This is a genomic window from Pantoea sp. XAF26B01_ASV70 (assembly GCF_054512635.1).
On sequence record NZ_CM137251.1, the window covers coordinates 109,673 to 131,980 of the forward strand.

The 22,308-nt window shown below is 54.3% G+C and carries 25 protein-coding genes; 8 read left to right on the forward strand and 17 right to left on the reverse strand.

Going from position 1 to position 22,308, the window contains the following annotated elements; all coding sequences use genetic code 11:
* Position 1: 1 nt before the first annotated feature.
* From spoT to gmk, 3 genes are read right to left on the reverse strand one after another with little or no spacing between them, the layout of a single operon-like run.
* Positions 2–2,110 (reverse strand): bifunctional GTP diphosphokinase/guanosine-3',5'-bis pyrophosphate 3'-pyrophosphohydrolase, encoded by a 2,109-nt coding sequence (gene spoT / locus ACX8ZY_RS00490; RefSeq protein WP_010258411.1) that lies wholly within the window; start codon positions 2,108–2,110, stop codon positions 2–4.
* 20 nt (positions 2,111–2,130) lie between these two features.
* Positions 2,131–2,406 carry a DNA-directed RNA polymerase subunit omega gene (gene rpoZ, locus ACX8ZY_RS00495; RefSeq protein WP_003851346.1) on the reverse strand — a complete coding sequence of 92 codons (276 nt, stop codon included), beginning with the start codon at positions 2,404–2,406 and terminating at the stop codon, positions 2,131–2,133.
* 54 nt (positions 2,407–2,460) lie between these two features.
* Positions 2,461–3,084 carry a guanylate kinase gene (gene gmk / locus ACX8ZY_RS00500; protein ID WP_010258405.1) on the reverse strand — a complete coding sequence of 208 codons (624 nt, stop codon included), beginning with the start codon at positions 3,082–3,084 and terminating at the stop codon, positions 2,461–2,463.
* A 239-nt stretch (positions 3,085–3,323) separates the two neighbouring features.
* Here gmk and ligB point away from each other — a divergent pair, with 239 nt between their 5' ends.
* Positions 3,324–5,075 (forward strand): NAD-dependent DNA ligase LigB, encoded by a 1,752-nt coding sequence (gene ligB / locus ACX8ZY_RS00505; RefSeq protein WP_157354319.1) that lies wholly within the window; start codon positions 3,324–3,326, stop codon positions 5,073–5,075.
* Here the strand turns inward: ligB and ACX8ZY_RS00510 are convergent.
* From ACX8ZY_RS00510 to ACX8ZY_RS00540, 7 genes are all read right to left on the reverse strand, one after another.
* Positions 5,013–5,630: a trimeric intracellular cation channel family protein gene (locus ACX8ZY_RS00510; protein WP_010258398.1), complete on the reverse strand. Its 618-nt coding sequence runs from the start codon at positions 5,628–5,630 to the stop codon at positions 5,013–5,015. The genes ligB and ACX8ZY_RS00510 overlap by 63 nt on opposite strands.
* A gap of 433 nt (positions 5,631–6,063) precedes the next feature.
* On the reverse strand, positions 6,064–6,708 hold the full coding sequence (locus ACX8ZY_RS00515; protein ID WP_010258395.1) for an oligosaccharide flippase family protein: 645 nt from the start codon (positions 6,706–6,708) through the stop codon (positions 6,064–6,066).
* A 146-nt stretch (positions 6,709–6,854) separates the two neighbouring features.
* Positions 6,855–7,055, reverse strand: a complete 201-nt coding sequence (locus ACX8ZY_RS00520) for a hypothetical protein (RefSeq protein ID WP_045139498.1) — start codon at positions 7,053–7,055, stop codon at positions 6,855–6,857.
* Positions 7,056–7,489: 434 nt separating this feature from the next.
* A complete protein-coding gene (locus tag ACX8ZY_RS00525; protein WP_010258391.1) occupies positions 7,490–7,885 on the reverse strand; it encodes a hypothetical protein in 396 nt (131 codons plus the stop codon).
* Between the two features lie 136 nt (positions 7,886–8,021).
* Positions 8,022–9,164, reverse strand: a complete 1,143-nt coding sequence (locus tag ACX8ZY_RS00530; protein ID WP_158132136.1) for an alanine racemase — start codon at positions 9,162–9,164, stop codon at positions 8,022–8,024.
* Between the two features lie 234 nt (positions 9,165–9,398).
* Positions 9,399–10,322: a kdo(2)-lipid IV(A) palmitoleoyltransferase gene (gene lpxP, locus ACX8ZY_RS00535; protein ID WP_022624898.1), complete on the reverse strand. Its 924-nt coding sequence runs from the start codon at positions 10,320–10,322 to the stop codon at positions 9,399–9,401.
* A 423-nt stretch (positions 10,323–10,745) separates the two neighbouring features.
* Positions 10,746–11,609 (reverse strand): YicC/YloC family endoribonuclease, encoded by an 864-nt coding sequence (locus ACX8ZY_RS00540; RefSeq protein ID WP_010258384.1) that lies wholly within the window; start codon positions 11,607–11,609, stop codon positions 10,746–10,748.
* Positions 11,610–11,764: 155 nt separating this feature from the next.
* On the opposite strand from ACX8ZY_RS00540, the gene ACX8ZY_RS00545 reads away from it, so the two are divergent.
* Entirely contained in the window at positions 11,765–12,190 is a 426-nt protein-coding gene (locus ACX8ZY_RS00545; RefSeq protein WP_182500990.1) for a DUF3574 domain-containing protein, read from the forward strand.
* Positions 12,191–12,228: 38 nt separating this feature from the next.
* Here ACX8ZY_RS00545 and ACX8ZY_RS00550 read toward each other — a convergent pair whose 3' ends face one another.
* On the reverse strand, positions 12,229–13,413 hold the full coding sequence (locus ACX8ZY_RS00550; RefSeq protein WP_031591888.1) for a NupC/NupG family nucleoside CNT transporter: 1,185 nt from the start codon (positions 13,411–13,413) through the stop codon (positions 12,229–12,231).
* 150 nt (positions 13,414–13,563) lie between these two features.
* On the opposite strand from ACX8ZY_RS00550, the gene rph reads away from it, so the two are divergent.
* Together rph and pyrE are read left to right on the forward strand one after the other, a co-directional pair.
* Positions 13,564–14,280, forward strand: coding sequence for a ribonuclease PH (rph, locus tag ACX8ZY_RS00555; protein WP_010258378.1), 717 nt, complete (start codon positions 13,564–13,566; stop codon positions 14,278–14,280).
* Between the two features lie 49 nt (positions 14,281–14,329).
* Complete coding sequence (gene pyrE / locus ACX8ZY_RS00560; protein ID WP_031591887.1) at positions 14,330–14,971, forward strand: orotate phosphoribosyltransferase; 642 nt, start codon at positions 14,330–14,332, stop codon at positions 14,969–14,971.
* Between the two features lie 35 nt (positions 14,972–15,006).
* On the opposite strand, the gene slmA is transcribed toward pyrE, so the two are convergent.
* From slmA to coaBC, 3 genes are all read right to left on the reverse strand, one after another.
* Positions 15,007–15,603, reverse strand: a complete 597-nt coding sequence (gene slmA, locus ACX8ZY_RS00565) for a nucleoid occlusion factor SlmA (RefSeq protein WP_010258372.1) — start codon at positions 15,601–15,603, stop codon at positions 15,007–15,009.
* Positions 15,604–15,723: 120 nt separating this feature from the next.
* Positions 15,724–16,182, reverse strand: a complete 459-nt coding sequence (gene dut / locus ACX8ZY_RS00570) for a dUTP diphosphatase (protein WP_022624903.1) — start codon at positions 16,180–16,182, stop codon at positions 15,724–15,726.
* Positions 16,160–17,380, reverse strand: a complete 1,221-nt coding sequence (coaBC, locus tag ACX8ZY_RS00575; protein WP_122889939.1) for a bifunctional phosphopantothenoylcysteine decarboxylase/phosphopantothenate--cysteine ligase CoaBC — start codon at positions 17,378–17,380, stop codon at positions 16,160–16,162. Before coaBC ends, dut begins: the two co-directional genes overlap by 23 nt.
* A gap of 180 nt (positions 17,381–17,560) precedes the next feature.
* Here coaBC and radC point away from each other — a divergent pair, with 180 nt between their 5' ends.
* From radC to mutM, 4 genes are all read left to right on the forward strand, one after another.
* Positions 17,561–18,217, forward strand: coding sequence for a RadC family protein (gene radC, locus ACX8ZY_RS00580; RefSeq protein ID WP_010258361.1), 657 nt, complete (start codon positions 17,561–17,563; stop codon positions 18,215–18,217).
* Between the two features lie 241 nt (positions 18,218–18,458).
* Positions 18,459–18,695, forward strand: a complete 237-nt coding sequence (gene rpmB, locus ACX8ZY_RS00585; RefSeq protein ID WP_006121249.1) for a 50S ribosomal protein L28 — start codon at positions 18,459–18,461, stop codon at positions 18,693–18,695.
* 19 nt (positions 18,696–18,714) lie between these two features.
* Positions 18,715–18,882, forward strand: coding sequence for a 50S ribosomal protein L33 (gene rpmG, locus ACX8ZY_RS00590; RefSeq protein WP_003024094.1), 168 nt, complete (start codon positions 18,715–18,717; stop codon positions 18,880–18,882).
* Positions 18,883–18,951: 69 nt separating this feature from the next.
* Positions 18,952–19,761 (forward strand): bifunctional DNA-formamidopyrimidine glycosylase/DNA-(apurinic or apyrimidinic site) lyase, encoded by an 810-nt coding sequence (gene mutM, locus ACX8ZY_RS00595; RefSeq protein WP_010672095.1) that lies wholly within the window; start codon positions 18,952–18,954, stop codon positions 19,759–19,761.
* Here mutM and coaD read toward each other — a convergent pair.
* Genes coaD through waaA form a run of 3 tightly spaced genes read right to left on the reverse strand, consistent with a single transcriptional unit; the run spans position 19,758 to position 22,284 of the window.
* Positions 19,758–20,237 carry a pantetheine-phosphate adenylyltransferase gene (gene coaD, locus ACX8ZY_RS00600; RefSeq protein ID WP_010258279.1) on the reverse strand — a complete coding sequence of 160 codons (480 nt, stop codon included), beginning with the start codon at positions 20,235–20,237 and terminating at the stop codon, positions 19,758–19,760. The genes mutM and coaD overlap by 4 nt on opposite strands.
* Complete coding sequence (locus ACX8ZY_RS00605) at positions 20,234–21,010, reverse strand: glycosyltransferase family 2 protein (protein WP_033773160.1); 777 nt, start codon at positions 21,008–21,010, stop codon at positions 20,234–20,236. Before ACX8ZY_RS00605 ends, coaD begins: the two co-directional genes overlap by 4 nt.
* Positions 21,010–22,284 carry a lipid IV(A) 3-deoxy-D-manno-octulosonic acid transferase gene (waaA, locus tag ACX8ZY_RS00610; RefSeq protein WP_010258275.1) on the reverse strand — a complete coding sequence of 425 codons (1,275 nt, stop codon included), beginning with the start codon at positions 22,282–22,284 and terminating at the stop codon, positions 21,010–21,012. The genes ACX8ZY_RS00605 and waaA overlap by 1 nt, the downstream gene beginning before the upstream one ends.
* Positions 22,285–22,308: the final 24 nt, after the last annotated feature.

A 22,308-nucleotide genomic window follows, 5' to 3' on the forward strand; every position in this document is an offset into this window, starting at 1 on the left:
CCTAATTACGGTTACGATGGACTTTGATCACATCCGGCATCACGCGAATTTTACGCATGATATTCGCCAGATGGACGCGATCACGTGCGGTCAGGCGGATAAAGGCGCTGTAAACGCGGCCATCACGCTCTTCGGTATTCAGGCTCTGAATATTGGAACCGGCCGTGTTGATTGCCGCCGTCAGGTTAGCCAGTGCGCCCTGATGGTTAAACATGTCGACTTTGATTTCCGCCACGAACTCCTGCTCGGTGACTTTATCCCACTCGACCGGCATGAATTTTTCAGGCTCTTTCTGGTAGCCGCGAATATTCCGACAGGATTCATGATGCACCACCAGCCCTTTGCCGGGACTGACATGGGCAACAATCGGGTCACCGGGAATCGGACGGCAGCATTTGGCGAAGGTAATCAACACGCCATCTGCACCTTTGATCGGCAGTTTACCGCGCTTGCTGTTGCTGCTGATGGCGTTGCTGTCAGCCTGCAACAGGTTCTTCGCCACCACCACGCTCATCGCATTGCCCAGACCGATTTCTGCCAGCAGATCGTCAAGCGAGGTCAGCTTCATACGATCCAGCTCCTGCCTGATATTCTCAGGCGGGATCTCAGCCAGTTTACGGCTGCCGCCCAGCGCATGGCTGAGCAGGCGGCGACCCAGATTGACGGAGTCTTCGCGCTTGAGGTTTTTCAGCAGCTGACGAATTTTTGCGCGGGCTTTGGAGCTGACGACAAAGTTGAGCCAGGCGGCGTTAGGACGGGCGCCAGGCGCGGTGATGATCTCAATCGTCTGACCGCTGGTCAGGGTTTGCGACAGCGGATAAGGCTGGCGGTCAACGCGTGCGCCAACGCAGGCATGGCCGATATCGGTGTGGACCGCATAAGCGAAGTCCACCGGCGTCGCACCGGTTGGCAGCTCAACAATGCGGCCTTCAGGTGTAAAGACGTAGATCTCATCGGGAAAGAGATCGGACTTCACGCTTTCAATAAATTCAAACGAACTGCCCGCACTCTGTTGCAGCTCCAGCAGGCTTTGCAGCCAGCGCTGAGCGCGAATCTGTGCGGTGGTGCCACTTTCGCCCGCCTGTTTATAAGCCCAGTGCGCAGCGACCCCCATTTCCGCCATCTGATCCATATCCTCGGTGCGAATCTGTACTTCGACCGGCACGCCGTGCGGACCAATCATTGAGGTATGGAGCGATTGATAGCCGTTCGCTTTGGGGATGGCGATATAATCTTTGACGCGGCCCGGACGCGGTTTATACAAACTGTGCATCTGGCCCAGAACGCGATAGCAGGTATCCAGATCTTTCACGATGACGCGAAAGGCATAGATATCCATGATCGAGTGAAAACGCTGCTCTTTCAGCGTCATTTTGCGGTAAATCGAGTAAAGATGCTTTTCACGCCCGCTGACGCGGCAGGGAATGCCCGCTTCCTGCAAACGGCCGTCGATCTCAGAAAGAATCTTCTGGATCATCTCTTTACGATTACCGCGCGCGGCTTTCACCACCTCTTTAATGACCCGATAACGGTTCGGATAGAGGGCCTCAAAACCGAGCTCTTCCAGCTCTGTTTTAAGATGATGAATACCCAGGCGGTGCGCCAGCGGACTGTAAATCTCTAACGTTTCCAGCGCGATGCGGCGACGTTTGTCCGGGCGTAATGCGCCGAGAGTGCGCATATTGTGGGTGCGGTCAGCCAGCTTGATGAGAATGACGCGGATATCCTGCACCATCGCCATAATCATCTTGCGGAAGTTCTCTGCCTGCGCTTCTTTCTTGTCGCGGAATTTCAGCTTATCCAGCTTGGAAACGCCTTCGACCAGTTCCGCCACGCTTTTACCGAACAGTTGTTCCATGTCCTGGTAAGTGGCAGGCGTATCTTCGATCACGTCATGCAGCAGCGCGGCCATGAGAGTTTCATGGTCGAGCTTCATTTCCGCCAGAATACAGGCCACGGCAACCGGATGGGTGATATAAGGCTCACCGCTGGAGCGTGTCTGTCCCTCGTGGGCATCACGTGCGACAAGGTAGGCTTGCTGGAGGCGCTTGATCTGCTCCTCTGGCAAGTATTTTTCAATCAGTTGATTGAGGCTTTCAAACAGATACAAGGGCAACCTGCAGGTGGCTGTTAACGACGACCTTCAGCGATAGCGGTAACGGCCTGTAACTCAGCGGCTTCCTGCTCTTGCTGTTCCTGACGATCACGCACATCTAAAATCTGATTGGTGACCAAACCTTCTTCGATTTCGCGCAGGGCGATAACGGTAGGTTTATCGTTCTCTTCCGGAACCAGTGGATCTTTGCCGCCTACCTGCATCTGACGTGCACGACGTGCAGCGACCAACACCAGGTCAAAACGATTACCAACTTTTTCTACTGCGTCCTGAACGGTTACGCGTGCCATAGGTGTGCTACTCCACAGATGAAGAAATGACTGCGCATCATACTGAAACTGTATTCAGACTGCCAACAGTTTGCTGATTAAAGCATCGTGACGCGCCTTCTGACGCGCCATACGCAGACGTTCTGCGCGAATAATGGTTTTCAAATCGGACAGCGCCAGATCGAAATCATCATTCACAATTAAATAGTCATACTCGGCGTAGTGGCTCATTTCCGCTACCGCCTGAGCCATGCGACGCGTGATCACCTCTTCGCTGTCCTGGCCACGACCGCGCAGACGGCGATCGAGCTCTTCTTTCGAAGGCGGCAAAACAAAGATGCTGCGTGCGCCAGGCATTTTGGTGCGAATTTGCTGCGCACCCTGCCAGTCGATGTCGAGAAACACGTCAACGCCGGTTGCCAGCACCTGCTCAATAGCATGGCGCGAGGTACCGTAATAGTTGTCGAAAACTTTGGCATGTTCGAGGAAAGCCTCTTCCGCGATCATCTGCTCAAATTCATGCTTCTCAACAAAAAAGTAATGTTCGCCATGGGTTTCACCCGGACGCATACCGCGCGTCGTGTGCGAAACAGAGACCTGCGTATCATACAACGGCTGGGTCTTTAACAGCGCCTGAATCAGGCTGGATTTACCTGCGCCGCTGGGAGCAGAAACAATATAGAGCGTGCCTTGAGCCATGGTTTTCTTGAATTGATTAAAAGCGGAGTCGATTTCCTGCACAGTATACACAGCTTCCCGCCGCCACGCAGCGTTTGCGCAGCGGCAACACCCAACTTTTGCGCATCTTCGCGCAAATCTCTGTCGGACGACTGTAATTATTCCCTGATTGCGACGGCATCCCTTCCATAGCTGAACATCACCTCTGGCTGACACTGAAGCACCGGTATTGAATGCTGCAAAACGTCAGGAGAGAGATCATGAAAGGATTCGGCTGGCCGCTGTTTGCGGCTGCTCTGTGGATCGTCCTATGGCCTGCGCATAGCGCCCTTTGTCCCGTCTGGACACCCACCCGGGCGTCAGAAGAGATCCGTCGTCTGCAACAGCAGCTGCAGCACTGGGATGATGCTTACTATCGTCAGGGGCAGAGTCCGGTGGCTGATGCAGATTATGACAGTCTGCAGCAGCGACTGAATCACTGGCAGCACTGCTTTAACCTTCTGCAGCCCGCTTACGCACCGCAACTGCCGGGTGAGGGTGAGCACCTGCATCCGGTCGCCCACACGGGCGTAAAAAAGATGCGCGACAAGCTGGCCCTGGCTTACTGGATGCAGGGGCGGCACGATCTCTGGGTGCAGCCGAAAGTGGATGGCATTGCCGTTTCCCTGGTTTATCGCCACGGCAGACTGGTTTCACTGTTAAGTCGTGGTGATGGATTACGCGGTGAAGAGTGGCTGGCTAAAGCCGCCTGGATCCCTGCGATTCCGCTGCAGATCGAGACCGGACTTGAAGAGGTTGTGCTGCAGGGTGAGCTGTTTCTCTCGATGACCGGTCATCAGCAGGCAGTTGATGGCGGCAGGAATGCGCGCTCACAGGTCGCTGGCGCCATGATGAGCAAGCAGCGGGTTCCTCTGCTGGACTCGCTCGATATTTTTATCTGGGCCTGGCCAGATGGCCCCGCCACGATGAGGGAACGCCTTCAGCAACTCAGCCGATGGGGACTGGGCGTTGCCGCAAAATGGAGCCACAGCGTTAAAGACGAAGAGGAGGTTGCAGCGTGGCGGGAGCGCTGGTTTCATGCTGCGCTGCCCTTTGTCACTGACGGTGTCGTCGTTCATCAGAGCCTGCGACCTGCGGGCAAAAACTGGCTGCCTGGAGAGGGAACATGGGCCGTTGCCTGGAAATATCAGCCTCCGGAAGTCAGCGCTGAAGTGCTCTCCGTCGATTTTCCAGTCGGCCGAACCGGGAAGATAGCCGCGGTACTTAATCTGCAGCCGGTACAGCTGGATGATAAGACGGTCAGGCGGGTCAATGTTGGATCGCTGCGTCGCTGGCAGGAGAGCGATATCGTGGCGGGAGATGTCATCACACTGAGTCTGGCAGGCCAGGGCATTCCCCGGCTGGAGCGGGTGATCTGGCGCGTGGCAGAGCGGCACTATCCTCAGCCTCCCGACGCGTCGCGCTACACGCCGCTGAGTTGTTACACCTTCAGCGCTGAATGCCAGAAGCAGCTACTGGCAAAATTACGCTGGCTCAGTCAGAAAACGGTGCTGAATATTCCTGGCGTTGAGCGCAGCACCTGGCTGCACTTACTGGAAACCGGCAGTATGACGCACCTGTTCGGCTGGCTGACGTTAACACCGGAACAGATCGCCGCCGCAACGGGCCTCTCTCGGGAGCGGGCGGGTCAGCTCTGGCACCGTTTTAATCTCACCCGTCAGCAGCCGCTTCGTCGCTGGGTGGATGCCTTAGGTGTTTCACTGCCGCGGAAGGCCCTCAATGCGCTGCCCGATCAGCAGTGGGAGAGCTTAACGCAGCGGGATGTCAGGGACTGGCAAGCTTTACCGGGTGTCGGGGCGGCGCTGGCAAAGCGCCTGGTTACGCAGTTCCATGATGACCGCCTGCAGGCGCTGATCGCTTTCCTGAGACAGCAGGGAATTCCCGCATCCTCAATGCTCGGGATGGGGATAGTTGAAAATCGGCAAACCAAGACGGAAGCGCAGCGCCAGTAAACGGGCGAAGAATCCGAACAACAGGGTAATGATAATCACCGCTTCATGCGCCAGTGTGGTTTTCAGCAGCAGGATATACATCCAGCCAGAGGCGAAAGCGATACCGGCGTAGAGTTCCTTCTGAAACACCAGCGGAATGCGATTACAGAACATGTCACGCAGTACGCCGCCAAAGACGCCGGTAATGACCGCACTTATCGCGGCAATAATCATGGCGTGTCCTGAATCGAGCGCAACCTGCGCGCCGATAATAGAAAAGACCACCAGTCCTAACGCATCGAGCACCAGAAACACTTTGCGCAGATGCGTCATCAGGGGTGCCAGGAAAGTGGTCACTACCGCCGCCGCTGCAACAATCATGATGTATTCGGGATGTTTCACCCAGCCCAGCGGATAGTGACCCAGCAGGATGTCGCGCACCGAACCGCCACCAATGGCGGTCACGGACGCGATAATGATGACACCGAACAGATCCATTTTGCGACGCCCCGCCGCCAGCGCACCCGTCATGGCTTCAGCAGTAATACCAATAATGTAGAGAACGGTCAGTAACATAGCAGACTCCAGTAAGACGGCGGCAAGACTACGGCATTGCTTGAGAGACGGCGCCGAAGATTTTCTGGCAATCGGCGTCCGGGATGAGCGCAGTTTATACCAGCCAGCGCTGGCGTCATCATAGAAAGACTTTTTTGCGAAGGGACTGCGGCAGGTGATTGAAAAAGTTGAGAGGAAACAACGTACAGAGGGTTTGCGCGTTCCGGCGCGGGGTTTTCCGACCCAGGGCGGGCGGTGAACTGACGACGATCGCCAGATAGCCGCTGGTCGAAAACCAGTTTATACAGGAGATAAAAAAGGGCTGGATGCTGCGGGAAAAGAATCGATCAGGTAAATATTGCGACAGACTAAATAAAAAGAAAAGGCGTGCTGGTTAACAGCACGCCAACGCATCGTTTCGGATGCTCAGAGCCCACCATACAGACTTATTTTATTATTTGTTTCTTGCACGAATTTTAGAAAATGCATTCAGGCTAAAACGGTATTCCGGCTGGAACCATGAACGACCGTAGTAGCAGTAAATCAGCATACGAATGGATGCCATCGCCAGGTAACCCCAGATCGCACACAATACTGAAGGGGTCAGCCAGACGGTAAATAAGGTGACGGCAAGTCCGGCTAATACCGAGGAGGTTTCAGCAAAAGCGATACGGGTATATTGTTTTTCGCGCTGTAATATCGCACGGTAATGCTGACCCTGTGGGATGATAATAAACACCACTGAGACCATCTGCAGCATTAATGCCAGTTCAGGTTGATCAAAAAGGCTGGTCAGCAGGTGGCTGCCAGTAAATAACAGACCAAACACCGCGACCCCCATCAACATATTACCCCAGTAGATCGTGGAGAGGTCATTGATAGAGAGAATCGAGCGGCGGATCAGCGTATTTGAGAAGCCCCGATCGGCCAGAGTATCGATAGCCAGTAAAGCTATCACGGCGATCGCCAGCAGATTGAGCTCATTCGCCTGCAGAATCTGCGCCAGCAACGAGAGTTGTAATACGCCGATGCCAATAATTTTGATTGAAGAGAGCAGAGACCATTTTGCGCCATTCAGACTGCTTTCACGTATTGCCATAATATACTCGTTAGAGTCCATCGACTCTGTGAGAATTAAATAGTTGTGTAACGGCAAGGAGAGGTTGCTGTAACACCGTTAGTTAGTGCAATTTTTCCGGCCGAAGTCCTGAAAACGCTTTACAGGCTTGCCATGTTATTATGGATTCAATCAAATGATGCCTGGATAAAAAAGATATCCCTGGTAAAATCGCTGTTTCGTGTCATGGCGGAATTCCCTTCAGCGAATAAGAATTCCGCCAGATCACGAATAAATCCTGTTGTAGTTTTATATTCTCCTGCCAGCATCCTTGCGGCAATCTCAACGCATTCTTTTTCTGATAACAAAGGATACGCCGAGCGGTCCATGACTTTTTTCCTGCTTTATCATTATGGGTATTGCTGTGTGTGGAATGATTTATACATTGTTTTATTTAATTTAACACCATAAGAAAAGTCTGATTACGCGACCGCAGAAATAAATGGTTTCACTTTATGCATGATAAATATTAAATCCCCAGCAGATTGCTAATAAACGATTGTTAATGATTAATGTATGGGTCATTCAGAAATTGTTTGTGCGGCAAACCAGGAGGCCCGAAATCAGAGGGGGTCGCCTGCCTTTCAGAGGATTTTGCCAGGATTTTTCCTGGCAACGATGCTTAAGCAGGGTTGGTGATAAATGCGTAAGGATGATGAGTAATCAGATAAGCGCTTTATGCTTTATCGTCGAAAGTTTTTCTATTTTTTTTCATTAGCGGCCAGTGATAAATGCAGAGAAAAAGGCGCGCTAAGTCATTGATTTATTGTGTAAGAAGCTGGTTGAGTTTCTCAAGATCGTTGCTAACCCATTCAATATCCTGCTTAAATTTCTCATCTGAAGTAAATGGCTGGCGATAAACCGTTACCATCACCTCGGCGCCCTGTTCGTTTGCTATCACGCGCATCGGTACGTAGATCTCCTTTCCCGAGCCGCTATCAATCCAGTGATCCATTACCCCAAACGGATTATGTGGCGAGAACCGGATCTTCACATTGCCCTGGGGGCCTTTAGCACGCCAGCGATTGCCATCGGGTTCTAACGCGCTGTGCGTCAGCCCGGAAGCCCACTTTGGGAAAAATTCTGGCTTCCAGATGGTTTCATAAAGATCCAACCAGTGACGTGGAATCGTCAGGCTCAGAGTGCGAGAGGAGAGCATGTAACCTCCGGTGAATAAGCTAAAAAGGCATTAAAGCATGGGGTCAGGCTTGTTAAAACGTTGTAACAGCAGAAGTGTGGTGTTGAAAGGGTTTCGTACAAACGGCAGACAACGGATGATGCTGTCTGCCACTGACTCAGATGAAATTGCCGCGCGCAGAAACCACATGATCTTCGCTATGGCCGTTAGCGTGCCGCAGAACAAAGCTGTCCGACTGCGCCATCACGGCACAACTGTGATTAGGGAAAATACGCAGCAGCATGCCGACTTCAGGGCGGCGATCCTGATAAAGCAGAAAACCGTGCTCCTCAGATAATTTTGTCACTTCATAAGTCTGACCCGCTTCGTCGGCTGCCACACCAAAGCCGCTGGCATTGGTGCCGTGTGGCCCTTTATCCGAACTCAGCATTTTTGACCCGGCATCCACAATCGCGAAATGATCGTTCACCGCCACGACACGGGTAATGACGCTCATTGCCAGCTGATCGACGTGACTTAATCCGAGACGGCAGGCGGTAAGGTCCAGTAGTGCATAGTTTCCGGGCCGGATTTCATTCATGCAGGGTGCAATCTCTGCTGCCAGCGCCGTAGGCGTTGAACCTACAGAGAGAGGGCAGTCGGTAAAACCAGCCGCCTGCAGTTTTGCCTGTACTCGCTGCATCAATGCCGTTTCCTGCCGGGCGACATCCGCAATGGCCGCGGCATTACCGGCACCATAAGCGTGGCCGGCATGTGACACTAATCCGGCAAAGCGTAACCCTTTGTCCTGCAGCGCCTGAGCAATCAGCACCGCTTCATCTGTATCAGGATTGACACCTATCCGATGTAATCCAACATCAACCTTAATCGCTACCGCCAGGTCGCATTCCGGTTGCTGCTGGCAGGCATCAGCAATAGCCGCCACGCCCTGCAGCCTGCCCGCAATCAGGGTGAGCTTTGCCTGATGAAGCACGGCGTGGCGCAGCAATTCAGCCACGCTTTGCGGTTGCACAATCGGGTAGGCTAATAGCAGATCACGAACACCGCCCTGAATAAAGCTGATGCCTTCGCTGGGCTTAGAGACGGTAACACCCTGGGCACCGGACGCGATCTGACGCTGCGCAATCCAGACGCTTTTATGCGTTTTGATATGGGGTCGCAACGCGACGCCTGCCGCACTGGCTTTGCGCTGCATATGCTGCAGGTTCTGCTCCAGGCGCTCTGCATCCACTTCAATATAGGGCGTAAGGCGATCATCAATCAGCGGACGCTGCCACTGCTGTGTATCGTTGATATCCATAAGATTGTCCGGCATTGACGAGGTAAGAGGATTCATCATTCCTTAATTATCTCTTTGATACCAGCCTGCCGGACGCAGACAGGTGTGCTGAACAGCAGAAACTGTAGAGGTAGCTATAACGGCAGAGGCAGTATAAGAGCATAGCAAACGAGGATGAGAGAGTGGACGTAAAGCAGATGTCGTTCAGCAGATTAAAACAACAAAGCAGGCACGAGGCCTGCTTTATCAGTTAACTCAGACGTAGAGCGACTTTTCACCCGGTGGCCGGGTTTTGAAGCGACGATGCAGCCAAAGGTACTGTTCGGGTGCGCGAAGGATCTGATTTTCGATCACTTTGTTCATATAAGCTGCAGCAGCAGCCTCGTCCGTATGAGGATAATTTTCCAGCATCGGTTCGATGATCAAATGGTAGCCATCATTTCCTGGATTACGAATCAGCATAATCGGCACCATCGCTGGCTTCGCCAGACGCGACAAAACAAAAGTCCCGTTAGTCGTGGCGGCTTTTTCCACCGCAAACAGCGGCGCAAAGGTGCTGCCTTTAGGGCCGTAATCCTGGTCAGGCGCAAACCAGACCGATTCACCCTGTTTCAGGGCATTAACCATACCGCGTAGATCACGACGGTCGATCATCGCTTTATTTGAGCGCATCCTGCCTTTAGTCTGCACATACTCCATCGCCTGGTTATTGTGTGGGCGATACATCGCCATCATTGGCTGACAGAGTCCGCTGATGCGGCCGCCCAGCTCCAGTGACATGAAATGCACACCAATCAGCATCACGCCTCGCTTTTCTTTCTGCGCGGCATGCAGGTTTTCCATTCCCGACACTTTAAACAGACGTCTTACCGCACGGTCAGACCAGAACCAGGCAATACCGGTTTCAGCCAGCGCCATCCCAAGCGACGCGAAATTGCCGGCAATCATATGTTCTGTTTTTTCTTCGCTGATGCCCGGAAAGCAGAGTTCGATGTTACGACGGGTAATACGCTCGCGGCGCTGCAGGAAATGGCGAGAGATTTTGCCGGCACCGGCACCGAGACGCATAAGAACAGGATAGGGGAGCTGGACCAGCAGCCAGAGTACGCCAAGGCCAAACCAGGTAAACCAATAACGCGGATGCAGCAGCGAACTGCTAAATTTTCCGGTGTTTTTCATTAACAACCTTCATGGGATAGAGGGATGCATCGCACAAAGAGCACTTCCATGAGTCTTAAGGCGGTACAGCTGTACTGATTTCGACCAACATTTTATCAAAAAGTGCCTTCAAAGAAAGGGAAACTCCGGCATCTACAGGATTGACCTGTTTCATGGAGAAGCGTTAATACCGGCTATAAAAGTACATTAACCCGATAAAATCATTATTTTTCAAATAATTAATCTAAGCCTGAAAGAAGCTTTAATTGTAAGCGAGGCCGTTTCAGGAACAGTCTGGAAATGATTATTTATTTATCTTTACCTGATTCTGATGCTGGCCGCGCTGAAAAAGCGATCAATTCGCGGAAGGAGCTAACTCTTTAAGTGCTGACAGCGCCTGAGAGGGGAACAAAGCGCTACTGCGAGCGCTTTGTTGAGTGGAAATTACTCGATATTCTGAATCTGCTCGCGCATCTGCTCAATCAGCACCTTCAGTTCAATAGCTGACGTAGTGATTTCGGCGTTGATCGACTTCGAAGCCAGCGTGTTCGACTCACGATTGAACTCCTGCATCATAAAATCGAGACGGCGGCCAACTGCTTCTTTCTTTTTCAGGATGTTGTAAGTCTCTTTAACGTGCGCATCCAGACGATCCAGCTCTTCAGAAACGTCAACACGCTGCGCCATCATCACCAGTTCCTGCTCAAGGCGATTGTTTTCCAGCTGGACTTCAGCATCTTCCAGTTTGGCGACCAGCCGCTCACGCTGCCATTTGATCACCTCAGGCATCTGCGCACGCACTTTGCTGACTTCCTGCGAGACGCCTTCCAGACGCTGCTCAATCATCGCTTTCAGGGCGGTACCTTCGCTTTCACGTGCCGCAATAAAGTCATCAAGCGCACCATCCAGTGCCTGCAACAACTGGGTGTTGATGGCATCCAGATCCTGTTCCTGCGCAGACATCACACCTGGCCAGCGCAGAATATCCAGCGGATTAATCGCGCCTTCGTCGCTCTGCATTTTTACCCAGTTGGCAGCCTGCACCAGCTGTTTCGCCAGCGTTTCGTTGAGCATCAGTTCGCCCTGCGCGCTGGGATCGGCATCATAACGAAGGTTGCACTCAATTTTACCGCGCGTCAGACGCTGGCGAATGCGCTCGCGGATAACCGGCTCCAGCCCACGAAACTGTTCCGGCAGGCGGATGTAGGTTTCCAGATAACGCTGGTTCACGGAACGCAGCTCCCAGGCGGCGCTGCCCCATTCGCCTTTGGCTTCGCTGCGGGCATAAGCGGTCATACTGCGGATCATAAGCGGTACTCATTTGCGGAAAGATGGGTGAAGTATAGCGAGGCGAGCCACGGCATAACAGGCATAAGCGTCGCACAGGAAAATAACGAACCATTTCCGCTTTCAGCGACAGCCACTTATGATGGCCGTTGACCCTTTGTGAGGATGACTGATCTATGTCTCGCGTTATTGCCCTTCCTGTTGTGATGGCTCTGCTGCTGGCAGGTTGCCAGGCACGCCACTCGCCGCCCACTAAACCGCAACCCATCTGTGCGGGTGGCGACATGATGATGCAGACCACGTTGTGGTTTGGACTGAGCAAGCCTGATGGCGGCAGGGTGAGTTCACTCGACTGGATGAACTTCGTGGATAATGAGGTCACGCCACGGTTTAAAGCGGGCCTGTCGGTCTATGATGCCAAAGGGCAATGGCTGGGCAAGAACGGTCAGCTGGCACGGGAGAACAGTAAGGCGTTGATGCTGATCCACGGGATCGACCCCGCCACCAACGTTGATATTGAGACGTTACGCAGCCTCTATAAAAAACGGTTTGGTCAGGAGTCGGTTATGCGGGTAGATGCACCCGTCTGCGTCGGATTCTAAGGCGAAAGCGGGCGGCAGAATTGCCGCCCGTTGAATAATCAGATAAACAGACCGGCAAAGGCTGCGGAGAGCAGACTGACCAGCGTGGAGCCATAGACCAGCTTCCAGCCAAAACGGGAAACCACATTTCCCTGTTTCTCATTCAGGCCTTTTATTGCGCCCGCCACAATGCCGATAGAGGCAAAGTTAGCGAACGAGACCAGGAACACCGACAGAATACCCAGTCCACGCGCACTCATGCCTGCCGCGACTTTCTGCAGTTCAATCATCGCCACAAACTCATTCGCCACCAGTTTGGTTGCCATGATGCTGGCCGCCTGCAGGGCATCGGCTTTGGGAATGCCAATCAGCCAGGCCAGAGGATAGAACAGGTAGCCGAGCAGTTGCTGGAAGCTGTAGCCGAACACCGCCGCAAACAGCGCGTTGACGGCAGCAATCAGGGCAATAAAGCCAATCAGCATGGCCAGAATAATCATCGCGACTTTGAAGCCTGCCAGGATGTACTCACCCAGCATCTCAAAGAAGCTCTGCTCTTCATGCAGTTTATCCAGCGCGATAGGCTGCTCATCCTGGCTTTTCATCGGGTTGATGATTGACAGGATAATAAAGGTGCTGAACATGTTAAGCAGCAGTGCCGCAACCACATACTTCGGTTCGATCATCGACATATAAGCACCGACAATCGACAGCGAAACGGTAGACATCGCGGTCGCCGCCATGGTGTAGAGCCGACGTGGCGGGATATCACCCAGAATCCCTTTATAAGCGATGAAGTTTTCCGACTGCCCAAGAATCAGCGTGCTGACGGCGTTGAACGACTCCAGCTTGCCCATGCCGTTAATCTTCGACAGCAGCGTCCCGAAAATACGGATCAGCAGCGGCAGGATGCGCCAGTGCTGCAATATGCCGATCAGTGCCGAAATAAAGACAATCGGGCAGAGCACGCCGAGGAAGATAAATGCCAGACCCTGTTTGCTCATTCCGCCAAACACGAACTCCGTGCCCTGTGCGGCAAAACCCAGCAGCGTCTCAAAGAAACCGGCGAACGAACCGACCAGCGCCAGACCTCCGGCAGAGTGAAGGAAGAACCAACCCAGCGCGGCTTCCACCACAATCAGTTGAATAATAAAGCGCAGGCGAATCTGTTTACGGTCATGACTGACCAGCAGCGCAAGGGCGAAGATCACCACCAGCGCCAGCAGGAAATGAAGAATGGCGGCCATATGTCTTTTTTATCAGAGAGAAAGGAACGCGCATTTAGCCACAGCTGGCGGGGAATTTCATCTGATGCCTGCGTCAGACCAGCGTAAGAGACAGCGGACAAGGAAGTCCGTATAATGCGCAGCCAATCATTAGCAAGCCGGAGAATACCCATGCGTCCAGCAGGCCGTAGCGCACAACAGGTGCGTCCAGTCACATTGACCCGCAATTACACCAAACACGCAGAGGGTTCCGTTCTGGTGGAATTCGGCGAAACGAAAGTGCTTTGCACTGCCTCGGTAGACGAAGGGGTTCCGCGTTTCCTCAAAGGCCAGGGCCAGGGTTGGGTAACGGCCGAATATGGCATGCTGCCGCGTTCGACCCACAGCCGTATGGCGCGTGAAGCTGCAAAAGGCAAGCAGGGCGGACGTACGCTGGAGATTCAGCGTCTGATCGCCCGTTCACTGCGCGCCGCGGTTGATCTTAAAGCGCTGGGTGAATTTACTATTACGCTCGACTGTGACGTAATTCAGGCCGATGGCGGCACTCGCACCGCATCAATCACCGGAGCCTGCGTGGCGCTGGCTGATGCGCTGAACAAGCTGGTGGCCAGCGGTAAACTGAAAGCGAACCCGATGAAAGGCATGGTCGCGGCGATTTCAGTGGGCATCGTCAAAGGCGAAGCGCTGTGCGATCTGGAGTATGTTGAAGACTCAGCCGCAGAAACCGACATGAACGTCGTGATGCTGGAAGATGGCCGCATGATCGAGGTGCAGGGCACTGCCGAAGGCGAACCGTTCAGCCATGAAGAGTTGCTGACGCTACTGGCGCTGGCTCGGGGCGGAATTGAGGAATTAATTCAGGCGCAGAAAGCAGCGCTGGAAAATTGATGTAACAGGCGACCTCAGAGTCGCCTTTTCTTTATTTGAGGAGTGAGAAATGAAAGCCTGGCAGCGTCAGTTTATTGAATTTGCCCTGAACAAGCAGGTGCTGAAGTTCGGTGAGTTCACTTTGAAGTCCGGGCGTAAAAGCCCCTATTTCTTTAATGCTGGTCTGTTTAACAGCGGACGGGATTTAGCGCTGCTGGGACGCTTCTACGCGCAGGCGCTGGTGGATGGCGCTGTTGATTTTGATCTGCTGTTCGGCCCGGCCTATAAAGGCATTCCGATTGCCACCACCACGGCGGTGGCGCTGGCGGATCATCATGACCGCGATGTGCCTTACTGCTTTAACCGTAAAGAAGCGAAAGATCATGGCGAAGGTGGCCTGCTGGTTGGCAGTCCGCTGCAGGGCAAAGTGATGCTGGTGGACGATGTGATCACCGCAGGCACCGCGATTCGTGAGTCGATGGATATTATCGGTGCGCACAACGCCACTCTGGCAGGCGTACTGGTCTCGCTTGATCGTCAGGAGCGTGGACGCGGAGAAATGTCGGCGATTCAGGAAGTGGAACGTGATTACGGCTGCAAAGTGACCGCAATTATTACGCTGGCAGACCTGATTGCCTGGCTGGAAGAGAAGCCTGAGATGGCCGATCATCTGGCTCAGGTACGTGCCTATCAGAAAGCGTACGGGATTTAACAGAGGCGGGCGCAATGCCCGCCTTCTTTTACGCTTTACGCCAGCTGCGCGGCAATCAGCGGCCAGCGAGCCTCAAAGTCTGCGGTAGGACTGAAACGAAACTCAGAACGGACATACCGTGACAGTAAACCCTCACAGAATGCCAACAACTGACTTGCCAGCAGCGCCTCATCGGCCTGAAAGGCTTCGCCCTCGCGCATTTTCCGTTCCCGCATCACCTGTCGCAGCTGCACTTCAATCCGCTCGAACAGCTGATTGATGCGTCCCTGCAGTCGGTCCTGCTCAAACATCAATGCATGGCCGGTCAGAATACGTGTCAGTCCCGGATTACGCTCACCAAATCCCAGAATCAGTTGCACGATCAGACGCAGACGCGTCATGGTCTCTTTTTCATCCTTGAGGATCAGATTGATGCGGGTAATCAGACTGTCTTCGATAAACTCAATCAGGCTATCGAACATTCGTGTCTTACTCGGGAAGTGACGATACAGTGCCGCTTCGGAAACGCCCACCGTGGCTGCCAGTTTGGCTGTGGTAATGCGCTGACTGCCATCACCCGACTCCAGCATCTGCGCCAGCGCCTGCAAAATCTCTTCGCGACGATTCCGCTTCGCGACTTTTTTTTCTGCCATGACCTTAAAGACCCCTGAAATTCACCTAAAAACAGGCAACACCTACGCATCTGCCACAGGAACGCGTCCTGTGGCGATGAGGAAAAAATAACGGGCGTAAGTGAAAGTCGGTAATGCGGGTTACTGGCGACCGGAGTGGCCGAAACCGCCTTCGCCGCGCAGGCTGGCGTCGAAATCTTCGACCAGGTTAAATTCCGCCTGCACCACCGGTACAAAGACCAGTTGTGCCATGCGATCGCCGGGTTGCAGCGAGAAGCTTTCCTGGCCGCGATTCCAGACCGAGACCATCAGCTGTCCCTGATAGTCGGAGTCAATCAGACCCACCAGGTTGCCCAGCACGATGCCATGTTTATGGCCAAGGCCTGAGCGCGGCAGGATCACAGCGGCCAGATCGGGGTCGGCAATATGAATCGCCAGGCCGGTCGGAACCAGCGTTGTGGTGCCTGGTGCGATGTCGAGAACATCATCAATGCAGGCGCGTAAATCTAACCCAGCGGAACCTGAAGTCGCGTAGGTCGGCAGTGGAAACTCTTTGCCGACGCGCGGATCCAGGATTTTAACGTCTATTTTTTTCATCATAACGGCTGACAATCTCGTCTATTAATTGTTGGCCAAGGAGTGACTTATCGCTGAGCGGTAAGCGTTTTTCTCCATCCTGCCAAAAAAGGTGAAGAGCATTGGTGTCGCTATTAAACCCCTGTCCGGCTTTAGCGACGTCGTTAGCGCAGATCAGATCCAGATTCTTGCGCACCCGTTTTTGCCGGGCGTATTCTTCCACATTCTGTGTTTCAGCAGCAAATCCAACGACGAACGGCCGGTTTTCCTGAAGTGCAGCGACGCCGGCAACAATATCGGGATTCTTTACCAGGTTCAGCGTGACGTTATCATCGCCGCCCTGTTTCTTGATTTTATCGGCCGCAATATCGGCTGCCCGGTAGTCTGCCACGGCTGCGCTTGCAATGAAAATATGTTGTTTATCTATCTCACTCATGACGGCGGCCTGCATCTCCAGCGCGCTGGTCACATCAATTCGCCGCACACCCGCTGGCGCAGACAGGGTGACCGGGCCGCTGACCAGCGTGACCTGTGCACCGCGTCTGGCGGCGGCGGCGGCAATAGCAAAGCCCATTTTGCCGGAGCTGTGGTTAGTGATGTAGCGCACCGGGTCCAGCGCCTCACGGGTAGGGCCGGCGGTAATCATAATGTTGAGATGTTGCAGATCGTTGACGGGCGTAGCCCACTGCACCGCATGGTCAACAATCACCAGCGGGTCGAGCATCCGGCCCGGCCCGACATCGCCGCAGGCCTGGCTGCCGCTGTCCGGTCCCCAAATCAGCACGCCACGCGCCTGCAGGCTCTGCAGGTTATGCTGGGTCACCGCCGCACGATACATCTGCTGATTCATAGCGGGCACCACTGCCACGGGTGAGGCCGTCGCTAACACGGCGGTCGTCACCAGATCGTTTGCCATACCGGCAGTAATACGGGCAATCAGGTCAGCAGTGGCCGGTGCCAGCACAATAAGATCGGCCCATTTTGCCAGTTCAATATGACCCATCGCCGCCTCCGCTGCCGGATCAAGCAGATCGTCAAATACCGGATAGCCGGAGACAGCCTGCAGGCTGAGCGGAGTAATAAATGCTTTCGCCCCCTCTGTCATCATCACGCGGACATCAGCACCGCGATCGCGCAGGCGGCGCACCAGCTCAGGTGCTTTATAAGCAGCAATACCACCGCTCACGCCAAGAAGAATTTTTTTGCCGGCTAATCCCATCATGATGTTGGCCTCACTAAGCTCTCTGCCGCTCGCGGCGGCGAATGCACGGACTTTATCACAAAAGCGCGGATGCGCCTTTTCACTGACTGCGTTTGCGAGCCGTCTCGTAGATTGCAGCTTCACTGATAGCTGCACTCTTCATGATGGGCCATGCTAAGGCTCATCTCAGGGAGAGCGGATATGAAAATAAAGGGACCACGGGAAAAACTCCGGAAGCTGGGTGCGCATGCCCTCAGCGATACCGAACTACTGGCCATTTTTCTCCGTACCGGATCGCCTGGACAGAACGTCCTGGAGCTGGCCGGACAGATGCTGGACGGTTTTGGCTCGCTTTATCAGCTCATGACGTCAGACAAAGCGGCATTCGGTGAAATCAAAGGGGTCGGCGATGCCAAGCTGGCACAACTTCATGCGATTGCCGAACTGGCGAAGCGTTTTTTCGCCAGTAAGCTGGCCCGCGAAAGCGCAATGGAAAATCCACAAATTACGCGCCAGTATCTGCAAAGTCTGTTAGCCCATCAGGAGCGAGAGATCTTCATGGCACTGTTTCTGGATAATCAGCATCGGGTGCTGCGGGCACAAAATATGTTCTCTGGTTCCATTAACAGCGTGGAAGTTCACCCCCGCGAGATTGTCCGGGAAGCGCTGAAGCTCAATGCTGCCGCTCTGATACTGGCGCATAATCACCCGTCGGGCATGGCGGAGCCGAGCCGTGCAGACCGTGAAGTGACCCATAAAGTCAGCGAAGCCTGCCAGCTACTCGACATCCGTCTGCTCGATCATCTGGTGATTGGGCATGGCGAATATGTCTCCTTTGCCGAGCGGGGATGGCTCTGACAGGGGGGGATTTCACGCCAGGTGGCGGCTTTTTGCCCGATCATTCGGGATCTTTATCTGTTCGGGACTTGAGCACTTGGGCTGAGCGGCGTATACTACGCCACCTTTGAGAATCTCGGGTTTGGCGGTTAGGCCAGCTTAGCGGGTTCCATGGAATTCGCCTGGCGGGCTGCAAGCCTGACGAGGCGGCCCAAACCTAATTTTTAAAGCTCGAGCTGATTTGATTTTTGGAGATATTGACATGTCACGAGTCTGCCAGGTAACTGGAAAGCGTCCGGTGACGGGTAACAACCGTTCCCACGCAATGAACGCGACGAAACGCCGTTTCCTTCCGAACCTGCACTCACACCGTTTTTGGGTTGAGAGCGAGAAGCGCTTCGTTACTCTGCGTGTATCTGTTAAAGGTATGCGTATTATTGATAAAAAGGGCATTGATACGGTGTTAGCCGATATGCGTGCCCGTGGTGAGAAGTACTAAGGTACTAAGGAACTGAATCATGGCTAAAGGTATTCGTGAGAAGATCAAGCTGGTTTCCTCTGCTGGTACAGGTCACTTCTATACCACCACGAAGAACAAACGTACTAAACCAGAGAAGCTGGAACTGAAAAAGTTCGATCCGGTTGTACGTCAGCATGTGCTCTACAAAGAAGCTAAAATTAAGTAATTTTAGTGTTCTGCTAAAAACCCGGCTCCGGCCGGGTTTTTTGTTTGTGTAAAACGCTGAGGAGAAGGTATGCCAGAGTTGCCAGAGGTTGAAACCAGCCGTCGCGGTATCGAACCGCATTTGGTCGGTGAAACCATCCTTCACGCCGTGGTGCGTAATTCACGTTTGCGCTGGCCTGTTTCGCAGGAGATCCTGGCGCTGAGCGATCAGCCGGTGCTCAGTGTGCAGCGCCGGGCGAAATATCTGCTGCTGGAGCTGCCGCATGGCTGGATCATTATCCACCTTGGCATGTCCGGTAGCCTGCGCGTGCTGTCAGAAGAGCTGCCAGCGGCGAAGCATGACCATGTTGATCTGGTCATGAGCAACGGCAAAGTGCTGCGCTACACCGACCCGCGCCGCTTTGGTGCCTGGCTCTGGAGCAGCGATCTGGCGGGCAGCAGCGTGCTGGCACATCTCGGGCCGGAGCCGCTTAGCGAGGAGTTTGACGGCGCTTACCTGTTTGAGAAGTCACGCGGCAAGCGGACGCTCATCAAGCAGTGGCTGATGGATAACAAAGTGGTGGTGGGCGTGGGCAACATTTACGCCAGCGAGTCACTGTTTACCGCCGGGATCATTCCCGATCGTGCTGCCGGCAGTCTGTCGCAGGCCGAAGCGGAACTGCTGGTCAATACCATCAAAGCGGTGCTGTTACGCTCCATTGAGCAGGGCGGAACCACACTGCGTGACTTCTTACAGACCGACGGTAAACCCGGCTATTTTGCACAGCAGTTACAGGTTTATGGGCGGGCAGGCGAACCCTGCCGGGCATGCGGTACGCCGATTGTCAGCGGCAGACACGGGCAGCGCAGCACCTACTGGTGCCCGAACTGCCAGCATTAAGCCAGTTTAGCCAGCAATGCCTGATGCACCGGCGCGGGCAGGAAGGCGGTCACATCGCCGCCGTGACGCGCCACCTCTTTGACCAGCGAAGATGAGATAAACGAGAAGCCTTCAGACGGCATCAGGAAAACACTCTCCAGCGTTGGCAGCAGGTGACGATTCATCTGCGCCAGCTGCATTTCATATTCAAAGTCTGACACCGCACGCAAGCCACGAACCAGCACATTCGCCTGCTGGTCACGGGCGAAATTCGCCATCAGGTCGCTGAATCCGACCACCTCAACGTTGGGCAGATGGGCTATCACTTCACCGGCCAGCGCCACGCGCTCATCCAGGCTGAACATTGGTTTTTTGCTGGGGCTGGCGGCAACGGCCAGAATGACCTGATCAAACATCTGCGCTGCCCGCGTCACGATGTCGAGATGGCCGAGCGTCACAGGATCGAACGTTCCGGGATAGATGGCTTTCGTGATCATACTCGCCCTTTTGCCGAAGCATGATTCAGCGCCCAGAGGGCTGAATATTTATTGAAGGTATATTGCGCATTGACCACCGCCAGAATCCAGCCCTGCTTTCCGTCGAGAAAACCGGCACGCAGCAGCAGGGTTTTCATAAACGCGCCCAGCGTATGGCTGAACAGAGAAAACAGGCTGCAACGCTTACCGCGCCGATGGCGTTCCGTAGCCCAGGCTTCGGCATAAGCCAGCTGCTTGCGCTGAAAGGCGATTAAATCGCGGCAGGTCAGATGCTGCAGATCGCCGGGTAATGCCACCACCGGCGCGCCGTCACTTTGCAGTGATTCATGCACCAGATTGTCATTGTAGCGGAAGGTGCGTGGGTAGAGTCGCATGACGCGGTCAGGATACCAGCCGCTATGGCGCATAAAGCGGCCGAGAAACAGATTACTGCGGCCCAGGCTATAAACCGTACGGCTGGGTGGCGCGACCAGCACCTGCTCAATCGCGGCGCGCAGTTCAGGTGTCACGCGTTCATCCGCATCGATCATCAGAATCATGTCGCCGGTGGCATAGTGCTGCGCGCGCTGGCGCTGGATACCATAGCCCTGCCAGTCATCATTGAGGTAGACCTTCGCCCCAGCCTGCGTGGCGATCTCGACACTGTTGTCATGGCTGCCTGAGTCCAGCACGATAATTTCATCGGCCCAGCTGACCGAGGCCAGGCATTCAGGCAGCAGTTCCGCTTCGTTTTTGGCGATCATCACCACGGAAAGACGTTGGCGTGCTGACATTAGTGGGCCCGTGGTGGCAGATGCGGTTCGAGTAACTGTAGCAGACGCTGTAGCGCACCCTGATTCTGGTGCAGCACGTCTACCGCATGACGTCCGTAATAACGGCGGTAATCATCATCCTGTAACAGGTTGGTGACCTCTTTTTCCAGCGAAATCACGTCGGTGACGGTGATCAGCCCCTGGCCTTCCTGCAACTTGCTGCAGATATCTTTGAAGTTCCAGATATGGGGTCCCATCAGAACCGGAAGCGCATGGGCAGCAGGCTCCAGCGGGTTGTGTCCACCCCGTTCAACCAGGCTGCCGCCGACAAAGGCCAGATCGGCAATGCCGTATAGCAGCATCAGTTCGCCCATTGAGTCTCCGATAACCACCTGCGTTGAGCCAGAAGGGATCTCGCCGCTGCTGCGCAGGATAAAGCTGAAGCCGCGTTCCTGCGTCAGTTCACGGGCATCGTTAAAACGCTCGGGATGGCGGGGCACCAGAATCAGCAGCAAATCCGGGAAGGTCTGCAGCAGGCGGCGATGAGCATCCAGCACAATGGCCTCTTCACCTTCGTGCGTGCTGGTGGCGATCCACACCGGACGGCGCGGCGCCCACTGACGACGCAGCGTCACCGCTCTGGCGGCCAGTTCTGGCGTCACGGAAATATCAAACTTCAGGCTGCCGGTAATCGTTAGTTGAGAACGTTTCAGGCCCAGGCTCAGGAAGCGGTCGCCATCTTCCGCATTCTGCGCCGCGATAAGCGTGATGCTCTGCAACAGCCGGCGCATGAATTTACCCAGCTTGCGGTAGCCTTTGGCCGATCGGGCCGAGAGGCGGGCATTGGCGATCACCAGCGGAATATTACGCTGGTGCAGAATGCGGATAATATTCGGCCACAGCTCGGTTTCCATGATGATCACCAGGCGTGGGTTGACCGTATCCAGAAAACGATTAATCGAACCCGGCAGATCATAAGGCAGATAGACGTGATGCACATCTTTGCCAAATGCAGATTGCGCGCGTTCAGAGCCGGTAGGCGTCATGGTGGTGACGGTAATCGGCAGGGTCGGGTAACGATGACGCAGAGCGCGCACCAGCGGGATCGCGGCCAGGGTTTCACCCACAGAGACCGAGTGCAGCACAATGCCGTCGGGCTTAACTTTGCCGACACAATAGCCATAGCGTTCTGCCCAGCGTTTGCGATAGGCAGGCGCTTTACGACCGCGCAGCCACAGGCGCAGCCAAATGAGTGGCTGAATTAAGTAGAGCAATGCGGTGTAAAAGGTCGTCATAGTTACCGTTACAGCAAATTCGCG

What these genes read in the sequence shown, in the direction of transcription:
- ACX8ZY_RS00515 (WP_010258395.1), bottom strand. Translation starts at nt 6,708, where the DNA reads ATGGCAATACGTGAAAGCAGTCTGAATGGCGCAAAATGGTCTCTGCTC.
- dut (WP_022624903.1), bottom strand. Translation starts at nt 16,182, where the DNA reads ATGATGAAAAAAATAGACGTTAAAATCCTGGATCCGCGCGTCGGCAAA.
- pyrE (WP_031591887.1), top strand. Translation starts at nt 14,330, where the DNA reads ATGAAAGCCTGGCAGCGTCAGTTTATTGAATTTGCCCTGAACAAGCAG.
- coaD (WP_010258279.1), bottom strand. Translation starts at nt 20,237, where the DNA reads ATGATCACGAAAGCCATCTATCCCGGAACGTTCGATCCTGTGACGCTC.
- coaBC (WP_122889939.1), bottom strand. Translation starts at nt 17,380, where the DNA reads ATGATGGGATTAGCCGGCAAAAAAATTCTTCTTGGCGTGAGCGGTGGT.
- gmk (WP_010258405.1), bottom strand. Translation starts at nt 3,084, where the DNA reads ATGGCTCAAGGCACGCTCTATATTGTTTCTGCTCCCAGCGGCGCAGGT.
- ACX8ZY_RS00530 (WP_158132136.1), bottom strand. Translation starts at nt 9,164, where the DNA reads ATGGATATCAACGATACACAGCAGTGGCAGCGTCCGCTGATTGATGAT.
- ACX8ZY_RS00520 (WP_045139498.1), bottom strand. Translation starts at nt 7,055, where the DNA reads ATGGACCGCTCGGCGTATCCTTTGTTATCAGAAAAAGAATGCGTTGAG.
- slmA (WP_010258372.1), bottom strand. Translation starts at nt 15,603, where the DNA reads ATGGCAGAAAAAAAAGTCGCGAAGCGGAATCGTCGCGAAGAGATTTTG.
- ligB (WP_157354319.1), top strand. Translation starts at nt 3,324, where the DNA reads ATGAAAGGATTCGGCTGGCCGCTGTTTGCGGCTGCTCTGTGGATCGTC.
- ACX8ZY_RS00510 (WP_010258398.1), bottom strand. Translation starts at nt 5,630, where the DNA reads ATGTTACTGACCGTTCTCTACATTATTGGTATTACTGCTGAAGCCATG.
- lpxP (WP_022624898.1), bottom strand. Translation starts at nt 10,322, where the DNA reads ATGAAAAACACCGGAAAATTTAGCAGTTCGCTGCTGCATCCGCGTTAT.
- rpmB (WP_006121249.1), top strand. Translation starts at nt 18,459, where the DNA reads ATGTCACGAGTCTGCCAGGTAACTGGAAAGCGTCCGGTGACGGGTAAC.
- ACX8ZY_RS00550 (WP_031591888.1), bottom strand. Translation starts at nt 13,413, where the DNA reads ATGGCCGCCATTCTTCATTTCCTGCTGGCGCTGGTGGTGATCTTCGCC.
- mutM (WP_010672095.1), top strand. Translation starts at nt 18,952, where the DNA reads ATGCCAGAGTTGCCAGAGGTTGAAACCAGCCGTCGCGGTATCGAACCG.
- waaA (WP_010258275.1), bottom strand. Translation starts at nt 22,284, where the DNA reads ATGACGACCTTTTACACCGCATTGCTCTACTTAATTCAGCCACTCATT.
- rpmG (WP_003024094.1), top strand. Translation starts at nt 18,715, where the DNA reads ATGGCTAAAGGTATTCGTGAGAAGATCAAGCTGGTTTCCTCTGCTGGT.
- ACX8ZY_RS00545 (WP_182500990.1), top strand. Translation starts at nt 11,765, where the DNA reads ATGTCTCGCGTTATTGCCCTTCCTGTTGTGATGGCTCTGCTGCTGGCA.
- ACX8ZY_RS00540 (WP_010258384.1), bottom strand. Translation starts at nt 11,609, where the DNA reads ATGATCCGCAGTATGACCGCTTATGCCCGCAGCGAAGCCAAAGGCGAA.
- radC (WP_010258361.1), top strand. Translation starts at nt 17,561, where the DNA reads ATGAAAATAAAGGGACCACGGGAAAAACTCCGGAAGCTGGGTGCGCAT.
- ACX8ZY_RS00605 (WP_033773160.1), bottom strand. Translation starts at nt 21,010, where the DNA reads ATGTCAGCACGCCAACGTCTTTCCGTGGTGATGATCGCCAAAAACGAA.
- rpoZ (WP_003851346.1), bottom strand. Translation starts at nt 2,406, where the DNA reads ATGGCACGCGTAACCGTTCAGGACGCAGTAGAAAAAGTTGGTAATCGT.
- ACX8ZY_RS00525 (WP_010258391.1), bottom strand. Translation starts at nt 7,885, where the DNA reads ATGCTCTCCTCTCGCACTCTGAGCCTGACGATTCCACGTCACTGGTTG.
- rph (WP_010258378.1), top strand. Translation starts at nt 13,564, where the DNA reads ATGCGTCCAGCAGGCCGTAGCGCACAACAGGTGCGTCCAGTCACATTG.